Raw genomic sequence first — 14,857 nt, forward strand, 5'->3', positions numbered from 1 at the left:
GCGTCGCGTCCTCTTTTTGGCGCAGATCTGCTCGTAGTCCGTAAAGCCCAGCTGGAGGGGGGCGGCCATCCGTTCCAGTCTCAGTCTTGGATCTGGATTGATTTTAGCCGGTTTTTCAGATGTTCCTGAGATTAGAATTATCGTTTTATCAAGTTACTGACCACACTTGAATCGATATGGAATCGACATGAAACGTTGCCCCTGGGCTTCGGTCATTGCCTGCCTGAATAGTGTTCTGAGCCATTCTCACGAGGCTGGCTGACTTGCCTGGATAGAGTGAATTCAACTCATTCGTCCATAACGGGTCGTCCCCCAGTCTTCGTTCGGTCGGCTGATCCCCGGTGGCGGCCAGCTCCTGCTCAGAAGCCGATGCGGATGCGCCGGTGGTCCAGCTGATTGATCACGTTGGCATCCACTTTCCCCTGCACGGTGGTTCCCACGTCTCCACGCACGGTCGCCCCCACATCACCAGCCACCTGGGCGTTCACCGTGCCACTTACCTCTGCTTTGACCGGGGTGCTGACTGTGGCTTCGACGGGACCCTTGACGGCAACGCCGATGCCTCGGCTCAGCTCCGGCACGTTCACGGCCAGAGGAGATGCCACAGCGATCGCTTCCGCCATCGTCACCTTCGCTGTGATCGGAATGGTTTTGATCGGAGCGGTCCGGATCGGTGTCTTGATCTCCTCGAGCACCAACGGCGACTGAATCGAGCCCAGATCCACCTGACCTGACACCGGCAACGGGCTCTTCATCACCAGTTCGATCTTGATCGGCTCCTGCAGGATCCTGCCCAGGGTTGTGGCCCCGATCGCCACCGCGGCCACCAGGGCGACGGGCCAGCGCAGAGCCAGCAACCAGCTCATCGAGGCCGGCGAAGGACCGTTAGAGCCCATTCCCCCTTCGCTTTGGGGGCTGGACTGGCTGGTTGGGGGCTCGCTCATCGGATGGTGGGGCGTTGCCCCCATGTTGATGGGGCTTGGGGCGAGTGAGGGTCAGGGCGCCGCCAGGTTGCGGAAGCGGGTGAACTGGGGCTCGAACAGCAGCTTCACGGTGCCCACAGGGCCGTTGCGGTGCTTGGTGACGATCACTTCGGTGATGCCGCGATCGGCCGTTTCCGGGTTGTAGTACTCATCCCGGTAGATCATCAGCACCAGATCGGCGTCCTGCTCGATCGAGCCCGACTCGCGCAGATCGCTGAGCATCGGCCGCTTGTTGGTGCGGCTCTCCACGCCGCGGCTGAGCTGGGAAAGGGCAATCACCGGCACGTGCAGCTCCCGGGCCATGCCCTTGAGGCCCCGGGTGATGCGTGAGAGTTCCTGCACCCGGTTGTCGGGGGTGGATCCCTCCATCAACTGCAGGTAGTCGATCACGATCAGACCAAGTTCCTTTCCCTGCTCGGCCATCAGCCGGCGGCAGAGGGAGCGCATCTCCAGCACACCGGCATTGGGCTTGTCGTCGATGAACAGCGGCAGCTGGCCAAGGGTGTTGATGCCCTGGCCCAGCAGGGGCCATTCCTCCTGCTGCAGCCGTCCGGTACGCAGCCGGCCGCTCTCGATGCCCACCTCCATCGACAGCAGCCGGTAGGTGAGCTGCTCCTTGCTCATCTCCAGGGAGAACACACACACCGGCAGCTGGTGGATCTGGGCCACGTTCTTGGCGATGTTGAGCACGATCGAGGTTTTGCCCATCGCCGGCCGGCCCGCCACGATGATCAGATCGCTGCGCTGCAGGCCCTGGGTGATGGCATCGAGGTCGTAGAAGTTCACCGGGATGCCCGCCACCGAGGTGCCGAGGGACCGGCTCTCGATCTCGTTGAAGGTGCTGGTGAGGATCTCGGCGGTGGGGGTGAGTCCTACGGAGGGCTTCTCCTGGCTGATGGCGAAGATCTGCTGCTCGGCCTCATCGAGCACCTGCTCCATCGGCTTGGCCTGATCGAAGCCGAGCTTGATCACCTCGTTGCCTGAGCGGATCAGCTGCCGGCGGAGGTATTTGTCCATCACCAGGCGGGCCACCTGGTCGATCGAGGCGGTACTGAGGGTGCGCTCCACCAGCTCCACCAGCCTGTTGCTGCCGCCCACCTTCTCCAGCTGACCGGTGTCGGCCAGCCAGGCGGCCATGGCGGTGAGATCGGTCGGTTTGCCCTGGCTGTGCAGCATCAGGGCGGTGCGGTAGATCTCCCGGTGGGCGCTCAGGTAGAAGGCTTCGGGCCGCAGCACGTCGGCGATGCGGCCGAGGGCGTCGGGGTCGAGCAGGATGCCGCCCAGCACGGCCTCCTCCGCCTCCAGGTTCTGGGGCGGCACCTGATCCGGCAGGGCCTCGAAGCGGGCCTCGTCCTGGTCCCGGCCGCGGCGGCGAAAGGCTGATGTCAGAGCGGCGGCGGCAGCTGCCTGGTCGCTGCGCTCGCCAGCCGGCCCCCACTCGGGACTGCCATCAGGGGCCGGCAGGGGAACACTCACCATGGGCTGAGGCTAGGTCCAGGCTGGTGGAGCGGCGGTGTGTGCGGGTGCCCAAAAAAACGCCGGCCCAACAAGGACCGGCGTCTACAGGTCTGAAGCTGCAAGCCGGAACGTTGTCAGTGGCTGACCACTTCCAGATTGATCTCGGCGGTTACCTCGGGATGGAGCTTGACCTGCACCTTGTAGGAGCCGGTGCGGTGGATTTCGGGTACCGCGATGTCGCGGCGGTCGAGTTCCTTTTTGGTGGCTGCTTCGATCGCTTCGGCCACATCGCCGTTGGTCACGGTTCCGAAGAGCACGTCGTCGCCGCCGGTCTGTTTTTTGACGGTGAAGCGGCCGATGGTGGTCAAGGCCGTGCGGAAGGCTTCAGCCTCCTGCTTCAGGGCTGCCTGGCGCTCGGCCTCCTTGGCGCGGCGGTGCTCCACCTGGCGCAGCACGGCGGGCGTGACAGCAACGGCCTTGCTTTGGGGCAGCAGGAAGTTACGGGCGTAACCGGGAGCCACCTCCACCAGGTCACCCTGTTTCCCGAGGCTGTAAACGTCCTCGCTGAGGACGACGGAGACGCGCTTGGCCATGGAAACAGAACGGCGGGAACGAGGGATCGGGCAGGAGCCGTCGGCGTGACGGCCTGCATCCTGAGGCGATCAGCGATCCTAGATCACAGCTTGCGATGGCCTGGCAGCGGCCGCGGGCAGACGCACCTGGGTGGCCAGGCCCAGGGCTCGCAGCAGGCGGATGTGTTGCCAGGTGAGGTCGAACTGGCGGGCACCGAAGCCGTGGCGGGCTGAATGGGGGAAGGCATGGTGGTTGTTGTGCCAGCCCTCACCGAAGGTGAGCGCCGCCACCCAGGGGTTGTTGCGCGACTCGTCGCCGCTCTGATGGTACACGCTGCCCCAGCAATGGGTGGCGGAGTTCACCAGCCAGGTGCAGTGGTACAGCACCACCAGGCGCAGCGGGATGCCCCACAGCACCAGGGCCCAGCCGCCGGCGCCGGTGGCCGTGCCGATCCAGAACAGCAGCAGGCCCACCGGGATCTGCAGCAGCAGGAAGTTGGTGTTCAGCCAGCGGTAGTAAGGATCGCGCTGCAGATCGCCGGTGAGGCGGGGCACGGCGGCCATCGCTGGAATCTCTTCGAACATCCAGCCCATGTGGCTCCACCAGAAGCCCCTGTGGCTGTTGTGGTGATCGGCGTCGGTGTCGGAGAACTTGTGGTGGTGGCGGTGCAGGCCGGCCCAGTCGATCGGACCGTGCTGGCAGCTGAGGGCGCCGCAGGTGGCGAAGAAGCGCTCCAGCCACTGGGGCACCCGCAGGGCCCGGTGGGCCAGCAGACGGTGGTACCCAAGGGTGACCCCCAGACAGCCGGTGACCCAATAGAGCACCAGCATGCTGATCGCGGCCGGCAGGCTCCAGAACTGGGGCAGCAGGGCCACCAGTGCCAGCACGTGGACCACGGCCATGAAGCCTATCGTGGCCCAGCGGGTGCCCTTGGGCGCCTCAGGAGCTGGTTGGCCGGGCCGGGGCCGGTGCAGGGCGCGGGCCTGCTTCAGGGCGTAGGTAGCCGGTGCCAGTCGGGCCACACCAGGTGGGCGGGTGGCGGGTTGGGGGGTGACCGTCATGCGTTGGGGCGACTCCTGATCGTTCCTTAGAATGGTAGCAGTACGAATCCAGATCAGGTGGGATATCAGGCAGAAATCGAATCAGGACGCGAAGCTTTTTCGTATCTGATTAGGGCCTGGCATGAGCGCAACGGCTGGTCCCACCGGGTGCTGCCCGGCCTGGCCGAGGTGCTGGATCTGGGCCGGATCCACAACTCCCAGGTCTCGATGCTGCGCAACCGCAAGCTCGCCTCCCCTGGCCCTGAGGTGTTCCTGGCCCTTGGGCGCATCAATCAATGGATGGCCGCCCCCGGCGGGGTCCAGGCTGGCCCCCTGGCCGGCCATCCCGATCTGATCGAGGCCCTGGGCCAGGGGGGGCGGCCCCTGCTCAGCGACAAAGGGGTGCCGCTGGGGCCCGGCGATCTGCTGGAGATTTTTGTGGGCCTGGTTCCTCCACCGCGCGCCTTCGATCTGCGCATTGCCGAGGAGGAGGCCGCTGGCCTCAGCTTCGCTCTGGCGGACCTGCTCTGCGCCGGGCGGCCCTGGCGGCTCTGCCGCGACCAGGTGCTGGCGGCCTATCCAGTGGCCAAGGCCCAGCGCCGGGAGCGCTTCGCGGCGGTGATGAGCGGCCAGCGCGATTACAGCGCCAGCGAGCTCGATGCCGAGCTGATGGATCTGCACCGAACCCTGGAGGGGCTGGGGGTGGCGGCCGAGCAGGAGATCAGCGCCGACCGCTTCCTGGAGGTCCTGCGCCAGAAAGCCCGCCTGCAGCAGGAGGCTGGCCTTGAGGATCTGGCAGCAGCCATTCGTCAGGAGCTGGTGGCAGAGGGCAGTGGCTGACCAAGATGGGCCACCCGGATTCGTTTGGCCAGCCCCAGGGCGCGCAGCACCTTGATGTGCTGCCAGGTCATGTCGAATTCGAACCAGCGCAGACCGTGGCGTGCACTGGCTGGATGGGCATGGTGGTTGTTGTGCCAGCCCTCTCCGAAGGAGAGAATCGCCACCCACCAGCAGTTACGCGAAAGATCAGGACTGTCGAAGTTGCGATAGCCGAAAGCGTGGGTGGCACTGTTCACCAGCCAGGTGACGTGATAAACGATCGCCAGGCGCAGGGGAATGCCCCAGAGCACCAGCCCCAGCCCGCCACCAGGAACTCCGGCCCGCTCGCCATACCACCAGAGGGCAGCTCCGAGGGGCACCTGCAACAGCAGGAACCAGCGATCGAGCCAGCGGTAGAAGGGATCGCGCTGCAGATCGCCGGTGAAACGAGACATCTGGCGCACGGCAGGAATGTCGTGAAGCATCCAATCGCTGTGGCTCCACCACAGGCCACGGCCGGCGTCGTGGTGGTCGTTTGGCTGGTCGGAATATTTGTGGTGATGGCGGTGCAGCCCCACCCACTCGATCGGTCCGCTCTGGCAGGCCAGACTGCCCATCAGCACCAGAGTGCGCTCGAGCCATTTCGGCGCCACGAAGCTGCGGTGGGCCAGCAGGCGGTGCAGCCCCAGCGTCACTCCCAGAACCGTGGTCCAGTAGAGGGCTGCCAGCACCACCACGGCCTGCCAGCTCCAGAAGCGGGGCAGTAGTGCGAAAACGGCACCCACGTGAATCGCCAGCATGAAGCTGGTGGTGCCGAACTTGTACTTGCGCTGGCTGGGCGGCAGGGGCTGACGACGGCCGCTCACCGAAGCGCGGATGGCGGCGTCCTGATGTTCGGCGGCGTGGCCCCGCAGGGCCTGGCCCGCAGGCCCGACCTGGGGCAAAGCGGATGCTGGATCTGAAGCGGCAACCAAATGAACACTCGCGATGGTGGCGCAGGCTCGAGTCCGTCATCTCCCCTGCGGCGGGCTGTCCCGTTGCAGGGAACCCATCAGGCTGAGGTGCGACCTTGACCTGGGATGTCGGCTGATATGTAGCCGATGCATCGGTCAGAAATCTAGCGGCGTGGGGGAAGCCCCAAGGCAGCATGGCAATGCGAGCCGGTTTCAGGCCATGGCGACAACGGCAACGAGCGCTGGTGCCCATGCCGGCTGGGCCCGGCAGCGGGTGGCAGCCGCCGCTGAGCGGATCGCGCCCCTGGCAGCGGCGCGCACCGCTGCCGTTCAGCCGGCCCTGGAGCGTGTGCTGGCTGCCTTCGCGGCTGAGCGGCTCGGCACCCATCACTTCGCCTCCGTCAGCGGCTACGGCCACGGCGATCTGGGTCGCGAGGTGCTCGATCGGGTCTTTGCGCGGGTGCTCGGGGCCGAGGCCGCCGCCGTGCGCCTGCAGTTCGTGAGCGGCACCCATGCCATCGCCGCGGCCCTGTTCGGGGTGCTGCGCCCCGGAGATCGCCTGCTTTCCCTCACGGGCCGCCCCTACGACACCCTCGAGGAAGTGATCGGCCTGCGCGGCAGCGGCCAGGGCTCCCTGGCCGAGTTCGGCATCCACTACGACGAGCTGCCCCTCACGGCCGCCGGTGCCGTGGATGCAGACGGCCTGGCTGCGGCCCTGGCGCCGCCCACTCGCATGGTGCTGATCCAACGCAGTTGCGGCTACAGCTGGCGGCCCTCCCTGAGCCTGGAGGCGATCGCTGGGCTCTGCGAGCGGGTGGCGGCACTCCAGCCAGGCTGTATCCGCTTCGTCGACAACTGCTACGGCGAATTCGTCGAGCCCCTCGAGCCCCCGGCGGTGGGAGCCGACCTGATCGCTGGCTCGCTGATCAAGAATCCCGGTGGCACCATCGCCCCCACCGGTGGTTACGTGGCCGGCCGAGCCGATCTGGTGGAGCAGGCCTGCTGCCGGCTCACGGCACCGGGCATCGGCGGCGAGGGCGGCACCGGTTTCGATCTCTATCGCCTGCTTTTCCAGGGGTTGTTCCTGGCGCCCCAGATGGTGTCTGAGGCGTTGATCGGCGCCGAACTCACCGCCGCGGTGTTCAGCGATCTGGGCTATGCCGTCCAGCCCCGGGTGGGGGAACACCGCAGTGATGTGATCCAGGCGGTGCGCTTCGGTGCCCCCGAGCCCCTGATCCGGGTGTGTCGGGCCTTCCAGTCGTGCTCGCCGGTGGGGAGCTATCTCGATCCTGTGCCTGCGCCGATGCCCGGCTATGCCAGCGAGCTGGTGATGGCCGGCGGCAGCTTCATCGATGGCAGCACCAGTGAGTTCTCCGCCGATGGCCCCCTGCGCGAGCCCTACGTGCTTTTCAGCCAGGGGGGCACCCACCGCGGTCACGTGGCCCTGGCGCTGGAGAAGGCCCTGGCGGCGCTGGGCCCCGGCTCCCCTCCCGGCTCCGTGCCAGGTGGCGGCCCAGGTGGGATTGGCTGAGCAAGCCGGTCCACCGGGAGCCACACTGGTTCAAACCGTTTTTCGGTCCGCGATGGCCCTCCAGGTCCCCGACGACTGCCGCTTCGCCGACAGCCATGAATACGTGCGCCCTGAGGGGGAGCTGGTGAGGGTGGGGGTGAGTGCCTTCGCTGTCGATCAGCTCGGCGACATCGTGTTTTTGGAGCTGCCCGAAATCGGCAGCCAGCTGGAGCGAGGCAGTTGCTTCGGCACGGTGGAGTCTGTCAAGGCCGTCGAGGAGATCTACGCCCCGATCAGCGGCACCGTGGAGCGGCGCAACGAGGCGGTGCTCTCCAGCCCTGAAGAACTGCAGAACGATCCCTACGGCGAAGGGTGGTTGCTGCTGCTCCGCCCCAGCGATCCCTCCCAGCTCGACGACCTGCTGGAGCCCGCCAGCTACCGCGCCAAGCTGGAGGCCTCCTGAGCGTCAGCCAGCCGGGCCGAAGTCCCTAGGATCCAGTCGCTAAGCCGGTTCGGGTGGCGTGAGCGTCGAGAGCAGCAGCGACAGCACTGACAGCAGCTTGGCCGGCGCCCCCAGGGATGTCTCCCCCTTTCTGCAACGCCATCTGGGCCCATCCACCGCTGAGCAGGCCCGGATGCTCGAGCGCCTGGGCTGCGCCGATCTTGAGAGCTTCGTGGCCGAGGTGGTTCCCGGCGACATCCTGATCCCAGCCGCAGCCGCCGAGCAGGGTCTGCCCACAGGCGTGGGGGAAGCCGAGGCCCTCACGGAACTGCGCCGGATCGCCTCCCTCAACAAAGTGCGCCGCAGCCTGATCGGCCTGGGGTATTACGGAACCGCCATACCGGCCCTGATCCAGCGCCACGTGCTGGAGAACCCCTGCTGGTACACCGCCTATACCCCTTACCAGGCGGAGATCGCCCAGGGGCGGCTGGAGGCCCTGCTCAATTTCCAGACCCTGATCAGCGAGCTCACGGCACTGCCGATCGCCAACGCCTCGCTGCTGGATGAGGCCACAGCCGCGGCCGAGGCGATGGCGCTCAGTGCCGGTGCCTGCCGCAGGAGTCAGGCGCGCCGCTTCCTGGTGGATGAGCAGGTGTTCCCCCAGACCCTGGAGGTGCTGCGCACCAGGGCCGAGCCCCTGGGAATCCTGATCGAGACCTTCGATCCCGCCAGAGTCGGTGCGGTCACGGCAGCTGGCGGTGAGCAGCCCGTCGCTGACGATGTCTTCGGAGTGTTGCTGCAACTGCCCGGCAGTCGTGGCCAGCTCTTCGATCCAACCACCGTGATCGAGGCGGCCCACCGGGCCGGAGCTATGGTGACTGTGGCGATCGATCCCCTGGCCCAGGTGCTGCTGGCACCCGTGGGTGCTCTCGGTGCCGACATCGCCATCGGCAGCAGCCAGCGGTTCGGGGTGCCCCTGGGTTATGGCGGGCCCCATGCCGCCTTCTTTGCCACCAGCGAGGCCCACAAGCGCCAGATCCCCGGCCGCCTGGTGGGGCGCTCGCTCGATGCGGAGGGCTGGCCAGCACTGCGCCTGGCTCTGCAGACCCGCGAGCAGCACATCCGCCGCGACAAGGCCACCAGCAACATCTGCACCGCCCAGGTGCTGCTGGCAGTGATGGCGGGCTTCTACGCCGTGCACCATGGCCCCGAGGGACTGACGTCCATCGCCAGCCGGGTGCTGCGCCTGCGCGCCGCCCTGGCCCTGGGGCTCGTGCGCCTCGGCTTTCAGCTCGACGCCGGCCCCGCCTTCGGCACCATCAGCGTGGTCACAGCCGATGCCGCCGCGCAGCTGGAGCGGGCGGAGGCTGCCGGCTTCAACCTCAGACCGCTCGTGTCCCAGGGCGGTTCGCTGGAGGGGGTGGCGCTCAGCCTGGATGAGCGTAGCGATGCCGCCGAGCTCGACCAGCTGCTTGGGCTGTTCGCCGCTGGCTCCAGCCAGGGGGAGGGCGCTGCCGCCGCGATCCCCTCAGCCGAGGCCTTGCTGGCGGAGCTGCCGGCTGATCAGGAGCTGCTGGCGGGGCTGCCTCTGCGCCAGGGCCCCTGGCTCCGTCAGGAGGTGTTCCAGCGTTACCGCAGCGAATCCGAGCTGCTGCGCTACATCCAGCGCCTGGCCTCCCGCGACCTCTCCCTGGTGCACGGGATGATCCCGCTGGGGAGCTGCACGATGAAGCTCAACGCCGCTGCCGAGCTGGCGCCTGTCAGCTGGAGCGAGTTCGCCGACCTGCATCCGCTGGTGCCCCCTGCCCAGGCCCGGGGCTATGCCCGGCTGATCGCGGATCTGGAGAGCTGGCTGGGCACGATCACGGGCTTTGCGGGGGTGTCGTTGCAGCCCAACGCCGGCTCCCAGGGGGAGTATGCGGGTCTGCTGGTGATCCGCGCCTGGCATCGCAGTCGCGGTGAAGATCATCGCGACATCTGCCTGATCCCCACCAGCGCCCATGGCACCAACCCGGCCAGCGCGGTGATGGCGGGCCTGCGGGTGGTGCCCGTGTCCTGTGATGCTCAGGGCAACATCGACCTGGAGGATCTGGAGGCCAAGGCCGAGACCCACGCCGCCTCCCTGGCGGCGGTGATGGTCACCTACCCCTCCACCCATGGAGTGTTCGAGCCCGGCATCCGCCGCCTCTGCGACGTGATCCATCGCCATGGCGGTCAGGTTTACCTCGACGGGGCCAACCTCAACGCCCAGGTGGGTCTGGCCAAGCCAGGCCTCTACGGCGCCGATGTCTGCCACCTCAACCTTCACAAGACTTTCTGCATCCCCCACGGCGGCGGCGGTCCCGGGGTGGGGCCGATCGGGGTGGCCGCCCACCTTGTCCCCTTCCTCCCGGGCCAGGCCCGGGGCATCGGCGCGGTGGCGGCTGCCCGCTGGGGCAGCGCCGGCATCCTGCCGATCAGCTGGATGTACATCCGCATGATGGGTGGCTTCGGCCTGCGCCAGGCAAGCGCTGTGGCCCTGCTGGCGGCCAATGTGATCGCCGAGCGCCTGCAACCCCACTACCCCGTCCTCTTCCGCGGACCGGGCGGGCGAGTGGCCCATGAGTGCATCCTCGATCTGCGTCCGCTCAAGCGCAGCGCAGGGGTTGAGGTGGATGATCTGGCCAAGCGGCTGATGGACTACGGCTTCCACGCCCCAACCGTGAGCTGGCCCGTGGCCGGCACCGTGATGGTTGAGCCCACGGAGAGCGAATCACTCGAAGAGATCGATCGGTTCTGTGAGGCGCTGATCGCGATCCGCTGCGAGGCCGCGGCGATCGAGGCCGGTCAGGTGGATCCGCTCGACAACCCGCTCAAGCGTGCGCCCCATACTCTGGGCGCCGTCACGGCTGATGACTGGGACCGTCCCTACAGCCGCCAGCAGGCCGCCTTCCCCGCCGGAGACACTCAGCGGGACAACAAGTTCTGGCCGGCGGTGGCCCGCATCGACAACGCCTACGGCGACCGTAACCTTGTCTGCACCTGCCCATCGGTTGAGGAGCTGGCTGCTGCCCTGCCGCTCCAGGCCTTGGCTGATGAGGGAACCACAGCACCAGTAACCACGGCGCCAGTCCTGGCTGGTCAGGGGCGTTAAGATTCGGCCAAGTTAGATAATCCTTAGATTTTCTTTCGAATCCAGGGGTTGTTTCTTCCCGTCGATCAGTAAGTAATGCGCCCGGAAGTTCCGGTAACGCTGCTCCTTCCGATCTGCCCAATCGCTTCGCAGGCCCACACATGAACGGCAACAACGACGACACTTCTGGCCCTGCTGCCATTCGTCGCCTGGTGATGGCCGACGCCCTGGCGGCCGGTCAATCGGGATTGCCGTCTCGGCAGGGTCCATCATTGCCGCCAGTGCCCACCACCCTGTCCAGTTCCCACGACCGGGGAGAAATCTTCCGCGAGGAGGGCACCAACGTGCTGCGGGTCCCCTTCGGGGTGCGTCAGGCCAAGCTCCAGCGTGGTGTGCGCCCTGAGCGCTGGGCCACGCTGGTGCTTCCCTTCCAGGCCGCCGGCGGCCCCACCCCCACGCCACCTCAGGCGGCCTGAGCGAGCGGCGTGAGCTGCGTGGGAGTGGACTCGGCTCGGCTCAGGCGGCCCGGGTGAGCCGCCAGTCGACCAGGGCCTTGACATCCGCCAGCGAGCTGGCTGGGGTGCGGAATGGCAGCACCGGCATCGGACTGCGTTCGGGTCGCACCAACCAGGTGAGATCGGCCTGGGGCATCAGCACAAAGCCGCGGTAACGCACGATCCAGCGCTTCGGTTCCACATCGGGGAGCACCCGCAGGACAGGAGCGTAGGGATCGTGGGTCGCCATGACCAGATAAGCGATGGTTAAATCGAAATCCATTGCAGTTGCACGCCCGATCAGCGGCAGCATCAGCCGCTGCCTTTCGAGTGAACGGTCATGAATTGTCATCAATTGCCCTGGCGGCGGCAGCGGCTGCTTCCAGGCTTGGAGGTGCCCTCAGAAGCGAGAGCCCGGTTGCTGCAGAAAGGCCAGTTCCTCGGCGCTGGAGCTGCGCCCGAGAGCTTCGTTGCGGTAGGGGAATCGGCCGAAGCGGGCGATCACATCGCGGTGGCGGGCGGCGAACGCCGTGGTTTCGGCAGCGCAGAAGCGCTCGAACAGCACCAGCCCCTGCTCCTGGACGGAGAGGTCTTCGCTGTGCATCAGCGGCATCAGCCAGAACTGGCGCCGACTGCGCTCAGGTTCGGCTTCGATCCAGCCCATGGCGAGAGCCCGCAGGCTCAGCTTCAGGGCCTCGGCATCCCCGGCGAAGGCCCCGGGCTGCTCGCGCCAGAGCTGTCTCGGCAGCTGATCGAGCAGTAGCACCAGAGCCAGCGCCGAGCTCGGGTCGTTCGCCCACTCCTGAAGCTCTCCGGCCACGGCTCGTTCGCTGAGCGCCCCGAAGCGCTCGCGCACCTGCTGATCGAAGGCGGGATCCTTGCGGAACCACTGGCCCGGCCCGGTCTCCTCGAACCAGAAGCGCAGCAAGTCGCGGGCGCTGGCCTCGCTCATGCCAGCTCGAACAGCAGCAGATCGGTGCCGGCAGCCGTGGCCGTGAGCTGCCCTGATCCCCCGGCCAGAAAGCCGAGCCCATCACCGGCACTCAGGGGCTGGGGCCCATCAGGGCCGCTCAGCTCCACCCTGCCATCGACCAGCTGCAGCCAGGCCTGGCGCCCCGCCGCTATGGGCAGATCAAGGCTGACACCTTCGCTGGGCTGGGCCCGCCACAGCCGCACCGGCCGGTGGATCGCCATGGCGCCCTCCGCCTGCTGGGGATCGATCAGCAGGGTCCAGCCTTCGCCGACGGTGAACGTCTTCTGCTCATAGGCCGGTTCGATGCCGCGACTGCTGGGCTCGATCCAGATCTGCAGCAGCCGGCAGGGGCGGTTGGAGTCGTTGATTTCGCTGTGGACCACTCCGGTGCCCGCGCTCATGCGCTGCACTTCCCCCACCATCAGCACGGCGCCGTTGCCCATCGAATCGCGGTGGGTGAGTTCCCCCTCGATCATCACCGTGATGATCTCCATGTCGCTGTGGGGATGCATCCCGAAGCCGCGACCAGGGGCGATGGTGTCCTCGTTGATCACCCGCAGGGGGCCGTAGCCCATCCAGGCAGGGTCGTAGTGGTGGCCGAAGCTGAAGGTGTGGCGGCTCTCGAGCCAACCGAGCTGGCCATGGAAGCGCTCGGCAGACGGCCGCAGCAGGGTGGCGCTGCGAGGGGTGGGGGTGGTCATGGCAGTGCGGGGTAGTCGGTGTAGCCGGCCGGGCCGGGTGTGTAGAAGGTGGCGGGATCGGGGCTGTTGAGGGCCGCGCTGCGCCGCAGGCGCTCGGGCAGGTCGGGGTTGGCCAGGAAGGCCGTGCCGAAGGCCACCGCGTCGATGGCGCCAGCTGCGATGGCGGCGTTGGCCTCGCTGGCGCTGTAGCCCATGTTGGCGATCAGGGTGCCGCTGAAGCGCTCGCGGATCGGGCTGAGCAGATCCCCCTGCTGCTGGCCGAGCAGATCGCCGCGCATCACATGCAGAAAATCCAGCCCGGTGCCGCCCAGCCGCTCGGCCAGCCAGCTGGAGAGGCCGATCGGATCGGAATCGGCCATGGCGTTGTAGCTGTTGAGGGGGGAGAGGCGCAGCCCCACCAGATCAACCTCCGTTTGCACCGCATCGATCACCTCGAGCAGCAGCCGTGCCCGGTTCTCAATCGGTCCGCCGTAGGGCCCTGCGCGGTGGTTACTGCCATCGCGCAGGAATTCATCGAGCAGGTAGCCGTTGGCCCCGTGCACTTCCACACCGTCGAAACCGGCGAGGATGGCGTTGCGGGCGGCAATGCGGAAGCCCTCAACGATGGCCGGCAGTTCCTCGTCGGCCAGCTCGCGCGGCACCACGTAGGGCTTCTTGCCTTCGGGGGTGTGGATCTCGTCGCCGCTGATGGCGATCGGGCTGGGGGCCATCGGCTGGCGGCCGCCGTTGAGGAGCGGATGGCAGGCACGGCCGCCGTGCCAGATCTGCAGAACGATCCGTCCACCTGCGTTGTGGACCGCCTCGGTAACCAGCCGCCAGCCGGCCACCTGGGCGGCGGAATAGATACCGGGCTCACGGATGAACGATGAATGGCCCTCCATCGCCATGGTGGCCTCGGCGATGATCAGCCCGGCTGAGGCGCGCTGGGCGTAGTACTCGGCCATCAGCGGCCCGGGCACGTGATCCTCCTCGGCCCGCGAGCGGGTGAGGGGCGCCATCAACACCCGGTTGGGCAGCTCCAGGGGGCCGAGCGGCAAAGGCGTGAACAGGCTGGCGGTCATGGTGGATCAGGCGGCGAGCAGTTCGGGTTCGCGGTAGGGCTCGAAGCTGACTTTGCGAGCGCCGCAGATCGGGCACTCCCAGTCGTCGGGGATTGCCTCGAAGGGGGTGCCGGCGGCGATGCCGGAATCGGGATCGCCGATGGCGGGGTCGTAGATCATCGAGCAGACCTTGCAGATCCAGAGGCCGGGCAGCGGTTCGCTGGCCTCGCCGGCCTTGCCCTCACCGGAGAGGGCCTTCAGGGCGATGCCGTAGCGGTCGGCGTGGTGGTTCTCGATCGGGGTGAGGAAGCCGAAGTTGCTGGCGGCCTTGCGGAAGAGGCCGGCGTGGTCTTTCGATTCTGCGATCTGCCCATTGAATTCGCTCTCGGCGCTGGCGTCATGGTCGGCGCGGGCGGCTGCGGCGAATTCCGGATACATGGTGGTGTACTCGTAAGTTTCACCCTCGATCGCCAGCTCAAGGCAGCGGGTGAGCACCTTCTGCTTCTGCTCCTCGCTGAGGGATGCAGGATCCTCCACCACCAGCTCTGGATGGAGCAGGCGGAAGTGGGCGAAGGCGTGCTCGGTTTCCTGGGCGGCGGTGTCGCGGAAGAGCTTGGCCAGCTCGGGGTTGCCGAGCTTTCTGGCCACATCGGCGAAGAAGAGGTATTTGCGGTTGGCCATGCTCTCGCCACCGAAGGCGGCTTCGAGATTGGCAGTGGTGGCGGGGTTGGAGAGATCCATGGGCGAAGAGGGCTGAAT

General features: G+C 67.2%; 15 protein-coding genes. 5 read left to right on the forward strand and 10 right to left on the reverse strand.

Translation table 11 applies throughout. From position 1 onward, the window contains the following. Positions 1–359 precede the first annotated feature (359 nt). The 4 genes from KBY93_RS12500 to KBY93_RS12515 form a co-directional block, all read right to left on the reverse strand. Positions 360–944, reverse strand: a complete 585-nt coding sequence (locus tag KBY93_RS12500; protein WP_255094761.1) for a hypothetical protein — start codon at positions 942–944, stop codon at positions 360–362. 51 nt (positions 945–995) lie between these two features. Next, positions 996–2,462: a replicative DNA helicase gene (dnaB, locus tag KBY93_RS12505; protein WP_255094763.1), complete on the reverse strand. Its 1,467-nt coding sequence runs from the start codon at positions 2,460–2,462 to the stop codon at positions 996–998. 113 nt (positions 2,463–2,575) lie between these two features. Further along, entirely contained in the window at positions 2,576–3,034 is a 459-nt protein-coding gene (gene rplI, locus KBY93_RS12510; RefSeq protein ID WP_094556144.1) for a 50S ribosomal protein L9, read from the reverse strand. Between the two features lie 78 nt (positions 3,035–3,112). Then, complete coding sequence (locus KBY93_RS12515; RefSeq protein ID WP_255094764.1) at positions 3,113–4,075, reverse strand: fatty acid desaturase; 963 nt, start codon at positions 4,073–4,075, stop codon at positions 3,113–3,115. A 57-nt stretch (positions 4,076–4,132) separates the two neighbouring features. Here KBY93_RS12515 and KBY93_RS12520 point away from each other — a divergent pair, with 57 nt between their 5' ends. Then, entirely contained in the window at positions 4,133–4,894 is a 762-nt protein-coding gene (locus tag KBY93_RS12520) for a hypothetical protein (protein ID WP_255094765.1), read from the forward strand. Here KBY93_RS12520 and KBY93_RS12525 read toward each other — a convergent pair. Beyond that, positions 4,864–5,787 (reverse strand): acyl-CoA desaturase, encoded by a 924-nt coding sequence (locus KBY93_RS12525; protein WP_369820061.1) that lies wholly within the window; start codon positions 5,785–5,787, stop codon positions 4,864–4,866. The two genes, KBY93_RS12520 and KBY93_RS12525, sit on opposite strands and share 31 nt — an antisense overlap. Before the next feature lie 259 nt (positions 5,788–6,046). Here KBY93_RS12525 and KBY93_RS12530 point away from each other — a divergent pair, with 259 nt between their 5' ends. The 4 genes from KBY93_RS12530 (at position 6,047) to KBY93_RS12545 (ending at position 11,366) form a co-directional block, all read left to right on the forward strand. Further along, complete coding sequence (locus KBY93_RS12530; RefSeq protein ID WP_255094766.1) at positions 6,047–7,357, forward strand: methionine gamma-lyase family protein; 1,311 nt, start codon at positions 6,047–6,049, stop codon at positions 7,355–7,357. Between the two features lie 52 nt (positions 7,358–7,409). Further along, positions 7,410–7,799, forward strand: a complete 390-nt coding sequence (gene gcvH / locus KBY93_RS12535) for a glycine cleavage system protein GcvH (protein ID WP_255094767.1) — start codon at positions 7,410–7,412, stop codon at positions 7,797–7,799. A gap of 172 nt (positions 7,800–7,971) precedes the next feature. Beyond that, complete coding sequence (gene gcvP, locus KBY93_RS12540; protein WP_399223152.1) at positions 7,972–10,911, forward strand: aminomethyl-transferring glycine dehydrogenase; 2,940 nt, start codon at positions 7,972–7,974, stop codon at positions 10,909–10,911. A gap of 140 nt (positions 10,912–11,051) precedes the next feature. Beyond that, positions 11,052–11,366 (forward strand): hypothetical protein, encoded by a 315-nt coding sequence (locus KBY93_RS12545; RefSeq protein WP_399223143.1) that lies wholly within the window; start codon positions 11,052–11,054, stop codon positions 11,364–11,366. 40 nt (positions 11,367–11,406) lie between these two features. Here KBY93_RS12545 and KBY93_RS12550 read toward each other — a convergent pair whose 3' ends face one another. From KBY93_RS12550 to KBY93_RS16170, 5 genes are all read right to left on the reverse strand, one after another. Next, positions 11,407–11,634, reverse strand: coding sequence for a hypothetical protein (locus KBY93_RS12550; RefSeq protein ID WP_143593664.1), 228 nt, complete (start codon positions 11,632–11,634; stop codon positions 11,407–11,409). 150 nt (positions 11,635–11,784) lie between these two features. Beyond that, on the reverse strand, positions 11,785–12,336 hold the full coding sequence (locus KBY93_RS12555; protein WP_255094768.1) for a DUF924 family protein: 552 nt from the start codon (positions 12,334–12,336) through the stop codon (positions 11,785–11,787). Continuing rightward, a complete protein-coding gene (locus KBY93_RS12560; protein ID WP_255094769.1) occupies positions 12,333–13,058 on the reverse strand; it encodes a pirin family protein in 726 nt (241 codons plus the stop codon). The genes KBY93_RS12555 and KBY93_RS12560 overlap by 4 nt, the downstream gene beginning before the upstream one ends. Next, complete coding sequence (locus tag KBY93_RS12565; RefSeq protein WP_255094770.1) at positions 13,055–14,119, reverse strand: alkene reductase; 1,065 nt, start codon at positions 14,117–14,119, stop codon at positions 13,055–13,057. The genes KBY93_RS12560 and KBY93_RS12565 overlap by 4 nt, the downstream gene beginning before the upstream one ends. 6 nt (positions 14,120–14,125) lie before the next feature. After that, positions 14,126–14,839 (reverse strand): rubrerythrin family protein, encoded by a 714-nt coding sequence (locus KBY93_RS16170; protein ID WP_315856411.1) that lies wholly within the window; start codon positions 14,837–14,839, stop codon positions 14,126–14,128. Positions 14,840–14,857: the final 18 nt, after the last annotated feature.

Source organism: Synechococcus sp. J7-Johnson (assembly GCF_024345795.1).
In the GTDB taxonomy this organism is placed as follows: Bacteria; Cyanobacteriota; Cyanobacteriia; order PCC-6307; family Cyanobiaceae; genus Regnicoccus_A.